Below are 14,905 nucleotides of genomic sequence, written 5' to 3'. Positions count from 1 at the left end.
CGGGTTCGCGCCGGGGCGCTGCGGCATGATGACCGCGGTGGACACCGAGATACTGGTAGACGTATGGCGGCGGCTCCTCGCCGACCCGCACACGTCCTGGGAGCTGTTCGAGCACGGCACCTGTGTCGTGCTGACCGCTCCCGACGGAGACCTCGCCGCACAAGCCACCGGGATCCTGCGGGAGTTCGGCCCGGTGCACGCCGGATCCCCGGCGGGGGACTTCGGGGTGATCGACCCCAAGGACGTCGAGGGGTGGGTCGTCACCGGGCATCACGGCGACGTCCTCACCTACGTCGGCCCCGCCGAACCCCGCGACCCGTCGCAGCTCGCCGTCGGTCTGCACGGACGGACCAAACGCCACGCGGACGCCACCGCACCGAACGTCGTCCACGTCGAGGACAACAGGAGCTGAGGCGCAGGTCGCCCGCCGGCTCGCCCGGGGCCCGTGTCCCGGGTCACACCGCGTTCGGGTGGTTGCCGGGAATGCGTACGTCCGGGCAGGTCGTTGTGCACGGAGGTGCACTCGATGCGTGTGCACATACCGACTGGTATACGGCCAAGGTATACGACCCACTCCCGAGGAGCCCTCCACGTGACCGTCACCATGCCCCCCGCCTCCCGCGCGGCCGAGATCCTCTCCCGTCCCATCGCCCTCAACGGGCTCACGGTCCCCAACCGGATCGTGATGGCGCCGATGACCCGCCAGTTCAGCCCCGGCGGTGTCCCCGGTGAGGACGTGGTCTCGTACTACTCCCGCCGGGCCGCCGCCGGTGTCGGTCTGATCGTCACCGAGGGGACGTACGTCGGTCACGACTCGGCCGGGCAGAGCAGCCGTATCCCGCGGTTCCACGGCGAGGAGCAGCTGGCGGGCTGGGCGAAGGTCGCCGAGGGGGTGCACGCGGCCGGCGGCACGATCGTCCCGCAGCTGTGGCACATCGGCATGGTCCGCAAGCAGGGCCAGCCGCCGTTCGCGGACGCCCCCGCCGTCGGCCCCTCCGGCATCCGCCTGGACGGCACCGAGGGTGAGGGCAAGGCGATGACCTCGCAGGACCTGGACGACGTCATCCGCGCGTTCGCCGAGGCCGCGGCCGACGCCGAGCGCATCGGCTTCGACGGCGTCGAGCTGCACGGCGCCCACGGCTACCTGCTCGACCAGTTCCTGTGGGCGGGCACCAACCGCCGCACCGACGCGTACGGCGGCGACCCGGTCGCCCGCACGAAGTTCGCGGCCGAGATCGTGGCGGCCGTACGGGACTCCGTCTCCGCCGACTTCCCCGTCATCTTCCGCTACTCGCAGTGGAAGTCCGACAACTACGACGCCCGTCTCGCCGAGACCCCCGAGGAGCTGGAGGCGATCCTGACCCCGCTGGCCGCCGCCGGCGTCGACGTCTTCCACGCCTCCACCCGCCGCTACTGGCTCCCCGAGTTCGAGGGCTCCGACCTCAACCTGGCCGGCTGGACCAAGAAGCTCACCGGAAAGCCCACCATCACCGTCGGCTCGGTCGGCCTCGACGGCGACTTCATCAAGGGCTTCCAGGGCGAGGGCTCCCCGGTCAAGGGCATCGACGACCTCCTCGACAGCCTGGAGCGCGACGAGTACGACTTGGTCGCCGTCGGCCGCGCCCTCCTCCAGGACCCCGAGTGGGCGTCGAAGGTCCTCGCGGGCCGCACGGACGAGCTGGCGTCGTACGACGCGGCGGCGCTCAAGACCCTGAGCTGACCCGGGTCCGTCCGCCCTCGGTTCCGCCGGCGACCAGCCGGCGGAACCGAGGGCGAACGCGTACGGCACGAGAAGCAGGAGCGCGGGGTGGGGCACTTCCCTGGCAGGACGGCCCCCATGGCACCGGTGTCCTCGGACATGCGCTTGTTCATCCCACCACCAGGACCACCGAACCCACCGCCTGCACCGGCACGGACGGAATCCCGAACAGCAGCGCGGTGTTCCACGCCGTACCGTTGCGCGTCTCGCTATCTAGGTGTGTGGCGCCGGCCCTCGTGCCGCCGCTGACCGACTGCTTCGCCACGCCTGTCACCAGCGTCAGGCCTCTGCGATCCGTATGAGGGAGCCTCTCATCCGCCCCGCGAACGCCCAGACGGCCACGGGCAACACGGACGACATCAGCAGCGTGGATCCGATGATCCCCGTGTTCGTGTGCGGCAGAAGCACTGCGGAATCTCCCTGGAGCAGGTGGCTGGCGGCGCCCATGGCCGCGAAGGGCGACGGCGGGCCCCGTCATCCGGTGCGAAGCTGTGCCGGCCCGCTGCCCCCGCCATTACCGTCGTCCCCATGAGCCACCCCTCCCGCCCGGCCACCCCCGCCGATCTCGATGCCGTCGTGTCCACCCTGACCAGTGCCTTCCTCCAGGACCCGGTGTGGGGTCCGGTCTTCCCCGACGAGGTGCGGCGGGCCGGGCAGATGGGGGAGTTGTGGCGGGTGTACGCCCGTGCCGCGCTGCGGTATCCGTGGACGTTCGTGACGCCGGGCGTGGAGGCGGTGGCCGTCTGGATTCCGCCGGGCGGTGTCGAGCTGACCGAGGAGGAGGAGCGTGAGCGGGGCGAGGCGATGGAGAAGGTCGCCGGGGCCGAGGTGGCGCGGGCCGTCGAGGAGACGGAAGCGAGCTTCGGGGCCGCCCATCCGGAGGAGCCCTTCTACCATCTGACCATCCTCGGCACCCGCACCGACCACCGGGGCAAGGGGCTCGGCATGGCGCTGCTGTCCGACACGCTGGCCCGGCTCGACGCCATCGGCGCGAACGCGTATCTGGAGTCCACGAACCCCGCCAACGACCGCCGTTACGAGAGCGTGGGCTTCGTCCCGCGGGGCGAGATCGTCACGCCGGGCGGCCGGACCGTGACCACGATGTGGCGCCCGGCTCGCTGACCGCCGCCCTGTCCGGCGTCTAGTCTCCGGGAGATGAGGATCCTGCATCTCTCCGACACCCACCTGGACCGCACCGACGCCCCCAACAGACGCGGCGTCAACGCCACCGCGTCCCTGCGCCTGATGCTCGACGAACTCCGGCATCTCCAGGGCCTCGACGCGGTCGTCGTCACCGGTGACCTCGCCGACGACGGCGCGGTGGAGGCGTACACGACCCTGCGCACCCTGATCGGCGCGTACGCGCAAGTCCGGAACATCCCCGTCCTCTACACCACCGGCAACCACGACGAGCGCGAGGCGTTCGCGAAGGTGCTGGGCAGCGGGCATCTGGCGGCCGACGGTACCGACCGTGCGGAGTCGTCCTTCGACGCGCCGGAGCGGGCCGCCGTCAGCACGGTCGGCGGCCGGCGCTTCGTCACCCTGGACTCGCTCGTACCGGGGAAGGTCCACGGCCGCCTGGGCCAGGCCCAGTTGGAGTGGCTGCGCGAGGTGCTGCGCACCCCGGCCTTGCGGGGCACGGTGCTCGCCTTCCACCATCCGCCGTTCGCCCTCGGCCTCTCGGCGACCCAGCAGGCCTTCGGGCTCCGTGACCCCGGCGACCTGGCGGCGGTGATCCGGGGGAGTGACGTACGGGTGATCCTCACCGGCCACTACCACCTCCAGCTCTTCGGTCTGCTGGAGTCGGTGCCGGTGTGGGTGACGCCGGGGGTCGTCAACCGGATCGACCTGACCGTGGCGGCCGGGGGCGAGCGGGCGGTGCGCGGGGCGTCTGCCTCGCTGGTGGAGCTGGACGGCCCGGCGAGCCCGATGTTCCACACCTTCCACGCGCGGGATCCGCAGGCCCACGAGACGGTGTACGAGATCGACGAGGAGCGGGCCCGGGCGTTCGTCGCCGAGCACGGCTGAGGGGTCGTAGCCGCTCCTCCACTCCCGAGCAGTCGTTTTGTCGCAGGTCAGCGCGATTCTCCTGGAATTAACTTGCTTAACTCAATCAATCGACTTAAGCTTGCTTAAGTCAAGCAGTCAAAGACTCCGCTCATCGAGCCCGTCCGATGGAGGCCAGCCCCCATGTCCGACGCCCTCACCCGACCCGCCGCGGCGGGAACATCCGCCCCGCCGCGGCCGAACGCCGTGGTGGCGGTGCTGGCCCTGGCCGGGATCGTCGTCTCGCTGATGCAGACCCTGGTCATCCCGATCGTCCCGGAGCTGCCCACCCTGCTGCACGCCTCGGCCTCGGACACCGTCTGGGCCGTCACCGCCACCCTTCTGGCCGCCGCGGTGGCCACCCCGGTCGTCGGCCGCCTCGGCGACATGATCGGCAAGCGGCGCATGCTCCTGACCAGCATCGTGCTCCTGGTCTCCGGTTCGGTCGTCTGCGCCCTCGCCGACTCCCTGGTCCCGATGATCATCGGCCGTACGCTGCAGGGCCTCGCGGCCGCCGTCGTCCCGCTCGGCATCAGCATCATGCGGGACGCGCTGCCCGCCGACCGGCTGGCCGGCTCCACCGCCCTGATGAGCGCCTCGCTCGGGGTCGGCGGCGCGCTGGGCCTGCCCGCCGCCGCGTTCATCGCCGACAAGTGGGACTGGCACATCCTGTTCTGGACCTCGGCCGCCCTGGGCGCCGTCGCCTTCGCGCTGGTGCTGCTGATCGTGCCCGAGTCCAAGGTCCGCACCGGCGGCCGCTTCGACCTCGCCGGAGCGCTCGGCCTGTCCGCCGGTCTGGTCGCGCTGCTGCTCGCCGTCTCCAAGGGCGCCACCTGGGGCTGGACCTCCGGCACCACCCTCGGCCTGGGCACCGCCGCCGTCGTGATCCTGCTCGCCTGGGGCTTCTGGGAGCTGCGCTCCCGGCAGCCGCTGGTCGACCTCCGTACGACCGCCAAGCCGCAGGTCCTCTTCACCAACCTCGCCTCGGTCGCCCTCGGCTTCTCGATGTTCGCGATGTCCCTGGTCCTGCCGCAGCTGCTCCAGCTGCCCGAGCAGACCGGCTACGGCCTCGGCAAGTCCATGCTCACCGTCGGCCTGGTGCTCGCCCCGCAGGGCCTGGTGATGATGGTCATGTCCGCCGCCTCCGCCAAGCTCACCCAGGCCAAGGGCCCCAAGGTCACCCTGATGATCGGCGCCCTGATCGTGGCCTCTGGCTACGCCCTGAACATCGTCCTGATGTCCGAGGTCTGGCACCTCATCCTGGTCTCCTGCATCATCGGCGCCGGCGTCGGCTTCACCTACGGCGCCCTGCCCGCCCTGATCATGGGCGCCGTGGACCCGTCGGAGACGGCCGCGGCCAACAGCCTCAACACCCTGATGCGTTCCCTCGGCACCAGCTTCGCCAGCGCCATCGCCGGCGTCATCCTGTCCCAGATGACCACGGACTTCGGCGGCCACGCCCTGGCCTCGGAGAACGGCTTCAAGGTCGTCATGGCCATCGGCGCCGGAGCCGCACTGCTCGCCTTCCTCGTCGCCACGTTCATCCCACGCCAGAAGGCGGCCGCGGTGGCCGCGACGGACGGCGACCGCGAGGTCGAGTCGGTCGGCGCGGAGGCGTAACCGGGCAGTTGGCGATCCGCCGGGCGGCTTTCACCCCATCGGGTGAGGGCCGCCCGGCACTTCCGTCCACCCCCACCCGTTTCACGAGTAACCGGCAACCGATCGATCTCCCCCAGCTGGAGCGCCCCGAAGGGGGCGCGGGGCTGTGTCCGATATGCGGCTCCGCCGCGTGGGCGCGAGCAACCAGCCACGACCCGTAGTCGACGACCCACACCAGCCGAACCGCCAACCAGCCGAACCGCCAACCAGCCGAACCGCCAACCATCCAAACCGCCCCGCCTGAAGCGCCCTGAAAGGGGCGCGGGGAACTGCGCGAGCAACCCCACACGACCCGCGGTCGAAGGAACCACCTCAGCTCACCCCCCACACACCACCCGCCCCAATAAAGCGAGCGACGATGACGACGACCAACCCCCCTGAGTCGGCTCACTCCGACCGCCCGGTCGCCCGGACGACCACCGGTACCGTCCGCGGCCGCCGGGAAGACGGCCTCGCGGTCTTCCGGGGCATACCGTTCGCCGAGCCCCCGGTGGGCGAGCTGAGGTTCGCCGCCCCACGCCCGGCACGCTCATGGGACGGCACGCGGGACGCGTACGCCTTCGGGCCGCCGCCCCCGCAGGAGCCGGGCATGACGGCCACGGGCGCGAGCCCGGAGGCCCCGGAGGGCGACGACTGGCTGACGGTGAACGTGTGGACCCCCGACCCGGACCCGGCTGCCCGCCGCCCGGTGATGGTGTGGATCTACGGCGGCGCCTACAAACTGGGCCACTCCGGCAGCCCCGGCTACGACGCCCAGCACATCGCGCGGGACGGCGACGTGGTGGTGGTCTCCCTCAACTACCGCGTCGGCATGGAGGGTTTCGCCCAGATCGAGGGGGCGCCCGCCAACCGCGGCCTCCTGGACCAGGTCGCGGCGCTGGAGTGGGTGCGGGAGAACATCACGGCGTTCGGCGGCGACCCCGATCAGGTCACGGTCTTCGGCGAGTCCGCGGGCGCCGGTTCGGTCGCCTCCCTGCTGGCGATGCCGAGGGCGCGGGGCCTGTTCCGGCGGGCGATCGCCCAGAGCGTCCCCGGCACGTTCTTCTCCCTCGACCTGGCCGAGGACATCGGCAGGGCCCTCGCCGCCGAGGCCGGCCTGCGCCCCACGGTGGCCGACCTGGCGACGGTCGACCCGCGCCGGTTGCCGGACGCCGGGCAGGCGCTCAGCGCCAAGATGCTCCAGCACCTGGACCGCTGGGGCCGGATCGCGCCCACGGTCACCCCGTTCTCCCCGGTGGTCGACGGGGACGTCCTGCCCACCACCCCCTGGCAGGCGCTGGCCTCCGGCTCCGCCCGGGACGTGGACCTCCTCGTGGGCCACAACCGCGACGAGTACCGCCTCTTCCTGGTCATGGGCGGGATGTACGGCAAGGTCACGGAGGAGCAGGCGACCGGCGCACTGCGCCTGTTCGCACCGGGTGGCGAGGCGGGGGAGCGGGCCTACCGCGCGGCCTTCCCCGAGGCGTCGCCGACCGAGCTGTACGAACGGGTGCAGACCGACTGGCTGTTCGCCATGCCGTCCCTGCGCCTGGCGGAGACGCAGACCGCAGGCGGCGGCCGGGCCCACCTCTACGAACTGACCTGGGGCGCCCCCGGCAACGGCGGCATCCTGGGCGCCTGCCACGGCCTGGACATCCCGCTGCTCTTCGGCACGTTCGAGGCGGACCTCGCCAACCTCCTCTGGGCGGGCGCCGGTGTCACCCCCGAGGCCGAGGCCCTGTCCAGCCGCTTCCGCACGGCCTGGACCTCCTTCGCGACCACCGGCGACCCGGGCTGGCCGGCGTATGACCCCGAGGCCCGCTCCACCCAGGTCCTGGACACGCACCCGACCGTGACGGCGTACCCGGAGGAGAGGACCCGGCAGCTCTGGGAGGGGTACGACTTCACGCCGTCGCCGTTGCTCGGCTGACCGACCGGGTCCGGAGGGCGTTTGGCGGAGGCACTGCGCCTGCTGGGGAGGGACCCGGAGCGCCGGCCGACGGGCGGGTGAGGGCGGGGGGCCGGGCCGGACGTCACCCCGTCCCCGTCGCGGCCGCCGTCGCTCAGCTGATCCGTTTCTCGAACCAGTGGTGGGCGTAGGGCTCGTCGTTGAAGGCGGGGACCTCCTGGAAGCCGAAGGAGTGGTAGAGGGTGATCGCGCTGCTGAGGGTCTTGTTGGTGTCCAGGCGCAGGGTGTCGTAGCCGTGCCGGGCGGCCTGCGCCTCCAGCTCGGTCAGGAAGCGGCGGGCGAGGCCGAGGCGGCGGGCCCGGGGGGCCACCCACATGCGCTTGATCTCGGCGGGAGCCCCGGCCGGCAGCTTCACACCGGCACAGCCGATGGGTTCGCCGTGCAGCCGGGCGACCAGGAACAGGCCGTGCGGCGGGCGGAGTTCGCCCGCGTCGGGCAGCAGGCTGCGCGCGGGATCGAAGCCGGTGTCGAAGCGCTCCTGCAGCTCGGCGAAGTAGGCGAGGAGGCAGTGCCGGGCGTCGGGGTGGTCGGGGTCGACGACGTCCAGGGCGACCGTCCCGGCGGTCAGCAGCCGGTCGACCTCGGCCATGGCCGCGACCAGCCGGGCGCGCTGGGCGGCGTTGAGCGGTTCGAGGAGGGAGGCGGCCAGCTCGTCGCTGCTCTTATCGAGCAGCTCGCGCTCCGCCAGCCCCTTCTCCGTGAGCCGCACGGTGCGGACCCGCCGGTCCTGGGGCTGCGGCTCCACGGTCACCAGACCCGCGCTCTCCAGGGAACGCAGCAGCCGGCTGACGTACCCGGAATCGAGTCCGAGCCGCTCCCGCAGCCGCCGTACGTCCTGACCCTGCCCACCGATCTCCCAGAGCAGCCGGGCCTCGCCGATCGGCCGGTCGCGGCCCAGATAGCGGTCGTGGAGCACGCCCACGCGCTCGGTGACGGTGCGGTTGAACCGTCGCACCTGCTCGATCTCTGTAGCATCCATTCTCTGACTCTAGTCAGAGAATGCTGATCGGGTAAGGGGAGGCCGGCCGCTAGAGGTTGCCGAGGGGCTCGATGTCCACCTGCACGGGGGTGCCCCAGACCCGGAGCACCTCGTAGTCGGTGAACTCGTGCACCAGCCGGTAGGCCATCGCCGGCCGGGATCCGCGCCGCTGGGCCGCGATGTACAGCTCGGCCTCGCGCCGGTCGCGGCGAGGGGTGCCGCACAGCTCCCAATCCCGCCCGTTCCACGCTTCCGGCAGCCACCGCTGCTGGGGCTGCGGCCGGTCGGCCCGCACCCCGTACCGGGACATGGCGGGCCCGGCAGCCTCCTCCCGCACCGGCCGCGGCCCGCTCCCGAACTCCGACCGCCGTGCCGCCCGCCGCCGCGTCTCGCAGAGCAGGCACAGGTCAGGGGCGCTCTCGTCCACGGGGCCCTGCGGGTGCTCGGCGCACCGGGTGGTGGGCGCGGCCGCGCTGACGCTCTCCTCCAGCAGGTCCAGGGCGCGCCGCAGGTCGTCCTTCACCTCGTGCAGCTTGGCGTCGGGTGTCGTCGCCGACAGGGCCTCCCCGTGCTCGCCGAGCAGACGAAGGGCACGGCCCAGGGCGGTCAGCTGGGAGTGGTTCATGCCGACCAGGGTCGCACGCGGCGCTGACAACGCGGCGGTGAGCTCAGTCGGCGTAGTCCTTGAGCTCTTCGGTGTCCAGGGTGAAGGCGAGGGGGTCGGGAAGTTCGACCGGAGTTCCCCAGGGGTGGGAGGCGATCTGCTGGTAGCGGCCGTCCTTGGGCTCGCTGTGGACGACGACGGTGTCGTTGTCGCGGTCGATGAGCAGGTACACGGGGATGTCGACGGCCGCGTAGCCGACGGGCTTGTCGATGCGGTCCCGTCGGTCGGTGTCGCGGTCGTGAGAGGTGATCTCCACGGCCATGAGGATGCCCTCCGACGCCGACCACTCGCCGTGCCCCTTGAAGTGGCCCTTGCGGGCGACGGCTCCGTCCGTGCGGGCGCGACCCTTCCGGTACGCCTCGGCCTTGACGCCGGACTCGCCATAGACGCGGAGGTCAGGACGATGCTGCATGCACTGCTCCTGCAACCAGATGAAGATCTCCCGGTGATTGCCGTCCGGCATGGCTTTGACGACTACCTTTCCATCGACGTACTCAAGCCGGACCGTCTCGGGGGCGGCGGCGGCCAGTTCCTCGAACTCCTCGACGTCGAGCGGGCCGTGTCGCACGCACAGGCGGCCGCCGAGGAACTCCAGCCGGTTCCGCAGCTCCTTCGGAGCCCTGCGGACGAGTTCCTCGAAGTCCTCGACGGACATCTGCGGGCGTTCTCCGGTCTCAGGGGTCATGGCGTCGCCTCCTCCCCTCCATCGTGCCTTGGGGTGGCGTCGTCGGAACGTAGGAGCCGTCATGCGGGTGTCCTCTCTCGTCGTTCGTTCATCGCGCCACGGATCTCCGCGACGCGGGACCGGACCTCGGGAGCTGACAGGGGCGTGTTGTGGCTGCTGGGGGCGCGCTCGCCCCGGCACGCGCCGCAGAGGCCGCCCGGCAGGGCTTCCGGGCGGCCCGGGGCGCCGCACTTCGCGCACTCCAGGATCCGCAGCGGAGGCCGGGCGGGCGGTCGTACCGGCTCCGGCGGGAGTTTGTCGGTGAGGCGTTTGCGGAGGAGGGCGGCCGGGTGGTGGACGGGAGACGGGAGACCGCTGGTCAGCGCGTGGAGCACGTACTCGTCGCTCGCCCCCCCGTGCGAACCACTCCGCCAGCAGCGGGGCGAGGGCCGCGCAGTCGGCCTGGGAGAGGGAGAGAGCCGGGGCGGTACGGCCGAGGGCGGCCAGCAGGATGTGGGCGCGGGAGCGGGTCGGGCGCGGTGGCTGCTCCGGTTCCGGTACGTCGCCTCGCGTGAACGCCGCCCACCAGTCATCGTCGCGTGCGCTGCGGGACCACCACGAACGGGTGATCCAGCGTGGGCTGCCCGTCCCGGCGAGATGTTCCCGGCCCCGCCTCAAGTGGCCTGCCTCCTGAAGCCGGTTGAGGGCGGTGCGGAGGGCGCACTGCCCGTACGGGAGGTGCTTGGCCAGCGTTTTCACGGAGATGTCGGCGCCGTCGGGGAGGCGGTCGACGTACGCGGCGATGGCGGCTTCGCGGGGCGGGAGGTGGGCGAAGTCGTGTGTGGTGCGGCGGGGTTGGTCCGACGCGGAGCGCTTTCCGTAGCCGGGGTTGGCCATGGGGTGCGGGGTGACGTGCGTGGACGGGAGGGCAGCACTAAGCTGGCTGTCAGCCATGGGATCGCTGTTTCCGATCTCGTTGGTCAAGCCCCCGCAGGTGTTGCTAGCGCCTGACGGGGGCTGTTCTGTTCGTTATGCGGGCACGCTAGACGATCGTGACTGTGCGTGGCAAACCGAACGCGTGGCGTCAACTCGCGGGGTGGGAGGGTGGGTTGAGGCCCTTCGACCATTCCTTGAAAAGAGGGCTCGGGGCTGGGGGCTTGAGCCTCGGGCGTCAGTCCTTGATGCCCCGCACGAAGGCCGACCAGGCCTCCGGCCGGAACGTGAGCTTCGGGCCATGGGGGGCCGTCTTGGAGTCGCGGACGGGGATGAGGGTGGGGTGGTCGACGGCAACTTCGAGGCAGTTGTCGCCGCCAGCGCTGTATGTCGACTTGCGCCAGCTCACTGCGTGTTCAGGGATGCTCCTCATGGCTGTAATCCTCGGCCAATGCCTCGACAAGAGCCAGTGACTTCCGTTGCGGGAGAGCGGAAGCCGCAAGGAGGTCAAACACGAACCTCACCTCGGAGACCGTGGTCGGGTCGTCCTCCAGTCGCCTGTTGCGCACGCCTTCGAAGTACACCAGCGGCGGTGCGTCCGTGAACTCCATCAACTTCAAGGCGCCCTGCAGTGCCGCGTGGCCTCCTCCGCTGAACGGGAGCACCTGCATGATGATCCGACCCCGGTGGGCGAGGTCGGCGACGTGGCGCAGAGCCTCCGCCATGACGGCCCGGCCGCCGATCTCCCGACGCAACGCGGCCTCGTCAAGCACCGCCCACAACAACGGCCTTGTTGGATGGTCGAGTAGGCGGGTCCGCTCCATTCGGCCTTCCACCCACTCCTCGATGATCTCCTTGGGCGTCGTCGGGCTGTATTCACGGTTCACGGCCCGTGCGTACTCGGCCGTCTGGAGCAGCCCGGGGATGAGAAGCGGTGTGTACTCCCTGATCGCCGTGGCCTGAGCTTCCGCCTCCGCCACGTCCGCGAAGTGCGCCTCGTACTTCGACTTGGCCGCCGCCATAAAGTTCCGCGCGAAGAAGCCCCCTGTCTGCAGGACGTCGTCGAGTAGTCGCGAGATGTCCGGCTGCATCCGCCGCGTCCCCGCCTCCAGCTGTCCGATGAACGACCCGCTCACGAACACCCGCTGGCCCAACTCCGCCTGGCTCAGCCCCTTCCGCTCCCGCGCATGCCGTAACTCAGCCCCCAGCAGCGCGCGTGGAGACGACGACGGGTCCAGATCCCTCGGTCCTGCCATGTACACGCCCCTGTCCAACAGACGGTGTTGTTGGGATGCCGTATCTAGCCAGGTTAGAAGCGTTGCGGACACGCTGTGTTGCGAAGCGAAAACTCAGCGTGGAGGTGGGAGCGGGTGCGGCCGACCGAAGAAGTCGTGGAGTCGTTGCGGACGGCTCTGAGGGGTGCTGGTGTCGTACTGCCGTCGCTCGGCGTCGATCCGGTGACCGGGGCGAGCGACGAGCCCTTCGCCCTGGTGGAGCTGGGGCGGTGCAATGTCCGGGTCGCGGAGCGGCTGGCCTCGGTGATCCGTGGGGAACGGCCGCCGCTCGGGACGTATGTGACGGACCGACGGGACGGGCGGATCGGGGAGGTGAGGGGGCATGTCGGCGGCAGTGTGCAGGTGCGGCCCGTGGACGGTGGGCGGGAGTGGGACTGTCCGCCGCAGTCGCTGGAACCGGCGTCCCCGGACGAGGTGCTGCGCGCGCAGGTGCGGCGGGCCAATGGCGTCAGTAGGAGATGACGATCTCGCGGAGTTCCGTCACCTGGATCGGCGAGGTGACGGGTCGCTCGGCGCACCGCCGTCGAAGCTGAGGTACGTGGCCAGGAAGCCGACGGCGTAGCCGGTCAGCAGACCGCCCGCGTAGACCGCCGCCGCGAGGGCCGGGCCCCTGTTCCCCGTGAGGAGCGGGAACAGGGCCCAGCCCGAGGGGCCGATCGCGGTGGCGCCCACCCGGTCGCCGAGCACCGCGAAGAACCCGACGAAGGCCCCGCCGGCCGCGCCGCCCGCACAGGCGGTGAAGAAGGGGCGGCCGAGCGGGAGCGAGACGCCGTAGATGAGCGGCTCGCCGACGCCCAGCAGGCCCGCGGGGAGCGCCGACCTGATCGTCGTACGGATCGACGTGTCGTGGCGGAGGCGGGCGTAGACGGCGAGGGCGGCGCCGACCTGGCCCGCGCCCGCCATGGCGAGGAGGGGGAGCAGCACGGTGTAGCCCTGCTGCTGGATGAGGGTGGTGTGGATGGGGATCAGGGCCTGGTGCAGGCCCAGCATGACCAGGGGGAGGAAGAGGCCGCCGAGGACCAGGCCGGCGAGCGGGCCGGTGGTGGCGAGGAGCCAGTTCGCGGCGGTGCCGATGGCGGTGGAGACGACCCCGGCCGCGTACATGAGGCCGTAGAGGGTGGCCAGTCCGGCGACCAGGACGGTGACGGTGGGAGTGAGGAGGACGTCGAGGGCGTCCGGAACCCGGCCGCGGCACCACCGTTCGACGCCGACGGCGAGCAGCGCCGCCGCCAGCGCGCCCAGCACCCCGCCCTGGCCGGGGGAGAGGGCGACCCCGAAAGCCGTCACCTTCGCCACGCCCGGATAGACGACGATCGCCGCGACCGCACCGCCCAGCACCGGTGTCCCGCCGAACACCTTCGCCGTGTTGTACCCGACGAAGACGCTGATCAGAGCCATGAAGCCGGAGGCGATGGCGGCGAGGGCCGGGGTGAGCCAGGGCAGCCAGCCGGCGTTGACCAGGAGCCCGTTGAACCCGGCGAGCACCCCGCAGCCGATCAGGGCCGGGATGAGCGGGACGAAGACGTCGGCGATACGGCGGAGAGCGGTCTTCAGGGGCGTCGCGTTGCGCCGGGCACGGGCCGCCTTCAGTTCGGCGCCACGGGCGGCGAGGTCCGCGCCGTCGGCAGAGCGGAGACCGGCCGGGGCGGGGTCGCCCCGCTCGGAGTCGCCTGGCACGGGGCCGCCCGGCCCGGAGCCGCCCGGCCGGTCGTCGCCCGGCGCGCGATGGGCCGTCCCGGCGGCGCCGAGCAGCGTTTCGAACTCGGCGGTCACCGCCACCACCGCACCCGGCCCGATCACCACCTGGAGCGTGTCCCCGTCGGCCACCAGCCCCAGTACCCCGGGCACCGCCCGCACCGCCTCCGCGTCGACCCGCTCCCGGTCGGCGATGCCCAGCCGCAGCCGGGTCATGCAGTGGGCGACGGAGGTGACGTTCGCGGGCCCGCCGACGAGCGGCAGCAGCGCGGTGGCGGTGTCGTACGGCGATCTCTGCACCCCCCGAGCGTGCGGGTCAGCCGCCCGCCGTGGTGAGCGCCGCGCGCAGCTGGCCGCCGGACTCCTCCAGAAGGCGGGCGGCCAAGGGCCCGTCGACACCGGCGAGGATCACCAGGATGGCGTTCTTCACCTCGCCGCCGGTGGCGCCGAGGGCCTCCTCGACCTCCTCGTCCGAGGCGCCCGTGGCGAGGGCGACGATCCGCCGGGAACGGGCCCGCAGCTTGTCGTTCGAGGCACGGACGTCGACCATCAGGTTTCCGTACGTCTTGCCGAGCCGGATCATCGTGATCGTCGACAGCATGTTGAGGACGAGCTTCTGGGCGGTGCCGGCCTTGAGCCGGGTGGAGCCGGTGAGCAGCTCGGGGCCGACGACCACCTCGATGCCGTGCTCGGCGGCCGCCGCGAGCGCGCTGCCCTCGTTGCAGGACAGGCCGATCGTCAGGGCACCGAGGGCCCTGGCGTGCTCCACGGCGCCGATGGCATAGGGGGTGCGGCCGGACGCCGAGATGCCGACCACCGAGTCGGCCGGTCCGATGCCGAGCGCGTCGAGGTCCTCCCGGGCCAGTTCCGCGGAGTCCTCGGCCCCTTCCACCGACGTGACCATCGCCTCCGGCCCGCCCGCGATCACCCCGACGACCTGACCAGGCCCCGTGTTGAACGTGGGCGGACACTCGGAGGCGTCCAGCACCCCGAGCCGCCCTGCGGTGCCCGCCCCGGCATAGACCAGCCGGCCGCCCTGGGCCATCCGGGCGGCGATGTCATCGATGGCGGCGGAGATCTCGGGAAGGCGGAGCGCGACCGCGGCGGCCACTCCGGCGTCCTCACCGTTCATCAGACGGGCGATGTCGAGGGTGGGGAGCGTGTCGATCTCGGCGAGTTCGGGGCGGAACGCTTCGGTGGTGAGCGTCTCCAACTGGGTACGGAGGGCGTGAGGTTCGGTGGTCATGGGCAGACGGCTCTTTC

15 protein-coding genes and 1 pseudogene are annotated in these 14,905 nt (G+C 71.8%); 7 read left to right on the top strand and 9 right to left on the bottom strand.

Annotation, left to right across the window (positions count from 1 at the left end; translation table 11 throughout):
• The first annotated feature begins 28 nt into the window (after positions 1–28).
• Entirely contained in the window at positions 29–412 is a 384-nt protein-coding gene (locus ACFZDK_RS24350; RefSeq protein ID WP_390975902.1) for a hypothetical protein, read from the top strand.
• Between the two features lie 180 nt (positions 413–592).
• Positions 593–1,720, top strand: a complete 1,128-nt coding sequence (locus ACFZDK_RS24345) for an NADH:flavin oxidoreductase (RefSeq protein ID WP_390975526.1) — start codon at positions 593–595, stop codon at positions 1,718–1,720.
• Between the two features lie 148 nt (positions 1,721–1,868).
• Here ACFZDK_RS24345 and ACFZDK_RS24340 read toward each other — a convergent pair whose 3' ends face one another.
• Positions 1,869–2,024, bottom strand: coding sequence for a hypothetical protein (locus tag ACFZDK_RS24340; protein WP_390975524.1), 156 nt, complete (start codon positions 2,022–2,024; stop codon positions 1,869–1,871).
• A gap of 263 nt (positions 2,025–2,287) precedes the next feature.
• On the opposite strand from ACFZDK_RS24340, the gene ACFZDK_RS24335 reads away from it, so the two are divergent.
• From ACFZDK_RS24335 to ACFZDK_RS24320, 4 genes are all read left to right on the top strand, one after another.
• Entirely contained in the window at positions 2,288–2,881 is a 594-nt protein-coding gene (locus ACFZDK_RS24335; RefSeq protein ID WP_390975522.1) for a GNAT family N-acetyltransferase, read from the top strand.
• 33 nt (positions 2,882–2,914) lie between these two features.
• Positions 2,915–3,787 carry a metallophosphoesterase gene (locus ACFZDK_RS24330; RefSeq protein ID WP_390975521.1) on the top strand — a complete coding sequence of 291 codons (873 nt, stop codon included), beginning with the start codon at positions 2,915–2,917 and terminating at the stop codon, positions 3,785–3,787.
• A 162-nt stretch (positions 3,788–3,949) separates the two neighbouring features.
• Complete coding sequence (locus tag ACFZDK_RS24325; RefSeq protein ID WP_390975519.1) at positions 3,950–5,425, top strand: MFS transporter; 1,476 nt, start codon at positions 3,950–3,952, stop codon at positions 5,423–5,425.
• 397 nt (positions 5,426–5,822) lie between these two features.
• Positions 5,823–7,373 (top strand): carboxylesterase family protein, encoded by a 1,551-nt coding sequence (locus tag ACFZDK_RS24320; protein ID WP_390975517.1) that lies wholly within the window; start codon positions 5,823–5,825, stop codon positions 7,371–7,373.
• Between the two features lie 133 nt (positions 7,374–7,506).
• On the opposite strand, the gene ACFZDK_RS24315 is transcribed toward ACFZDK_RS24320, so the two are convergent.
• The 6 genes and pseudogenes from ACFZDK_RS24315 to ACFZDK_RS24290 form a co-directional block, all read right to left on the bottom strand.
• Positions 7,507–8,391, bottom strand: coding sequence for a GNAT family N-acetyltransferase (locus tag ACFZDK_RS24315; RefSeq protein ID WP_390975515.1), 885 nt, complete (start codon positions 8,389–8,391; stop codon positions 7,507–7,509).
• A gap of 49 nt (positions 8,392–8,440) precedes the next feature.
• Complete coding sequence (locus tag ACFZDK_RS24310; RefSeq protein WP_390975513.1) at positions 8,441–9,016, bottom strand: hypothetical protein; 576 nt, start codon at positions 9,014–9,016, stop codon at positions 8,441–8,443.
• A 43-nt stretch (positions 9,017–9,059) separates the two neighbouring features.
• Positions 9,060–9,740 (bottom strand): Uma2 family endonuclease, encoded by a 681-nt coding sequence (locus ACFZDK_RS24305; RefSeq protein WP_390975512.1) that lies wholly within the window; start codon positions 9,738–9,740, stop codon positions 9,060–9,062.
• 59 nt (positions 9,741–9,799) lie between these two features.
• Positions 9,800–10,616, bottom strand: a pseudogene (locus ACFZDK_RS24300) (hypothetical protein).
• A gap of 274 nt (positions 10,617–10,890) precedes the next feature.
• Positions 10,891–11,085, bottom strand: a complete 195-nt coding sequence (locus ACFZDK_RS24295; protein ID WP_390975510.1) for a DUF397 domain-containing protein — start codon at positions 11,083–11,085, stop codon at positions 10,891–10,893.
• Positions 11,069–11,908, bottom strand: coding sequence for a Scr1 family TA system antitoxin-like transcriptional regulator (locus tag ACFZDK_RS24290; protein ID WP_390975508.1), 840 nt, complete (start codon positions 11,906–11,908; stop codon positions 11,069–11,071). Before ACFZDK_RS24290 ends, ACFZDK_RS24295 begins: the two co-directional genes overlap by 17 nt.
• 114 nt (positions 11,909–12,022) lie before the next feature.
• Between ACFZDK_RS24290 and ACFZDK_RS24285 the strand changes: the two genes are divergently transcribed.
• Positions 12,023–12,409 (top strand): hypothetical protein, encoded by a 387-nt coding sequence (locus tag ACFZDK_RS24285; RefSeq protein ID WP_390975507.1) that lies wholly within the window; start codon positions 12,023–12,025, stop codon positions 12,407–12,409.
• Positions 12,410–12,427: 18 nt separating this feature from the next.
• Here the strand turns inward: ACFZDK_RS24285 and ACFZDK_RS24280 are convergent, their stop codons facing one another.
• Together ACFZDK_RS24280 and murQ are read right to left on the bottom strand one after the other, a co-directional pair.
• Entirely contained in the window at positions 12,428–13,942 is a 1,515-nt protein-coding gene (locus ACFZDK_RS24280; protein ID WP_390975505.1) for a PTS transporter subunit EIIC, read from the bottom strand.
• A gap of 16 nt (positions 13,943–13,958) precedes the next feature.
• Positions 13,959–14,888 (bottom strand): N-acetylmuramic acid 6-phosphate etherase, encoded by a 930-nt coding sequence (gene murQ, locus ACFZDK_RS24275; protein WP_390975503.1) that lies wholly within the window; start codon positions 14,886–14,888, stop codon positions 13,959–13,961.
• Positions 14,889–14,905 lie beyond the last annotated feature (17 nt).

Source organism: Streptomyces sp. NPDC007901, assembly GCF_042959465.1.
GTDB lineage: Bacteria > Actinomycetota > Actinomycetes > Streptomycetales > Streptomycetaceae > Streptomyces.
The sequence above is the reverse complement of the archived record's forward strand: the minus strand, read 5'-3'. Positions and strand labels throughout refer to the sequence as shown.

What these genes read in the sequence shown, in the direction of transcription:
- ACFZDK_RS24305 (WP_390975512.1), bottom strand. Translation starts at nt 9,740, where the DNA reads ATGACCCCTGAGACCGGAGAACGCCCGCAGATGTCCGTCGAGGACTTC.
- ACFZDK_RS24335 (WP_390975522.1), top strand. Translation starts at nt 2,288, where the DNA reads ATGAGCCACCCCTCCCGCCCGGCCACCCCCGCCGATCTCGATGCCGTC.
- ACFZDK_RS24315 (WP_390975515.1), bottom strand. Translation starts at nt 8,391, where the DNA reads ATGGATGCTACAGAGATCGAGCAGGTGCGACGGTTCAACCGCACCGTC.
- murQ (WP_390975503.1), bottom strand. Translation starts at nt 14,888, where the DNA reads ATGACCACCGAACCTCACGCCCTCCGTACCCAGTTGGAGACGCTCACC.
- ACFZDK_RS24350 (WP_390975902.1), top strand. Translation starts at nt 29, where the DNA reads ATGACCGCGGTGGACACCGAGATACTGGTAGACGTATGGCGGCGGCTC.
- ACFZDK_RS24320 (WP_390975517.1), top strand. Translation starts at nt 5,823, where the DNA reads ATGACGACGACCAACCCCCCTGAGTCGGCTCACTCCGACCGCCCGGTC.
- ACFZDK_RS24295 (WP_390975510.1), bottom strand. Translation starts at nt 11,085, where the DNA reads ATGAGGAGCATCCCTGAACACGCAGTGAGCTGGCGCAAGTCGACATAC.
- ACFZDK_RS24290 (WP_390975508.1), bottom strand. Translation starts at nt 11,908, where the DNA reads ATGGCAGGACCGAGGGATCTGGACCCGTCGTCGTCTCCACGCGCGCTG.
- ACFZDK_RS24330 (WP_390975521.1), top strand. Translation starts at nt 2,915, where the DNA reads ATGAGGATCCTGCATCTCTCCGACACCCACCTGGACCGCACCGACGCC.
- ACFZDK_RS24325 (WP_390975519.1), top strand. Translation starts at nt 3,950, where the DNA reads ATGTCCGACGCCCTCACCCGACCCGCCGCGGCGGGAACATCCGCCCCG.
- ACFZDK_RS24310 (WP_390975513.1), bottom strand. Translation starts at nt 9,016, where the DNA reads ATGAACCACTCCCAGCTGACCGCCCTGGGCCGTGCCCTTCGTCTGCTC.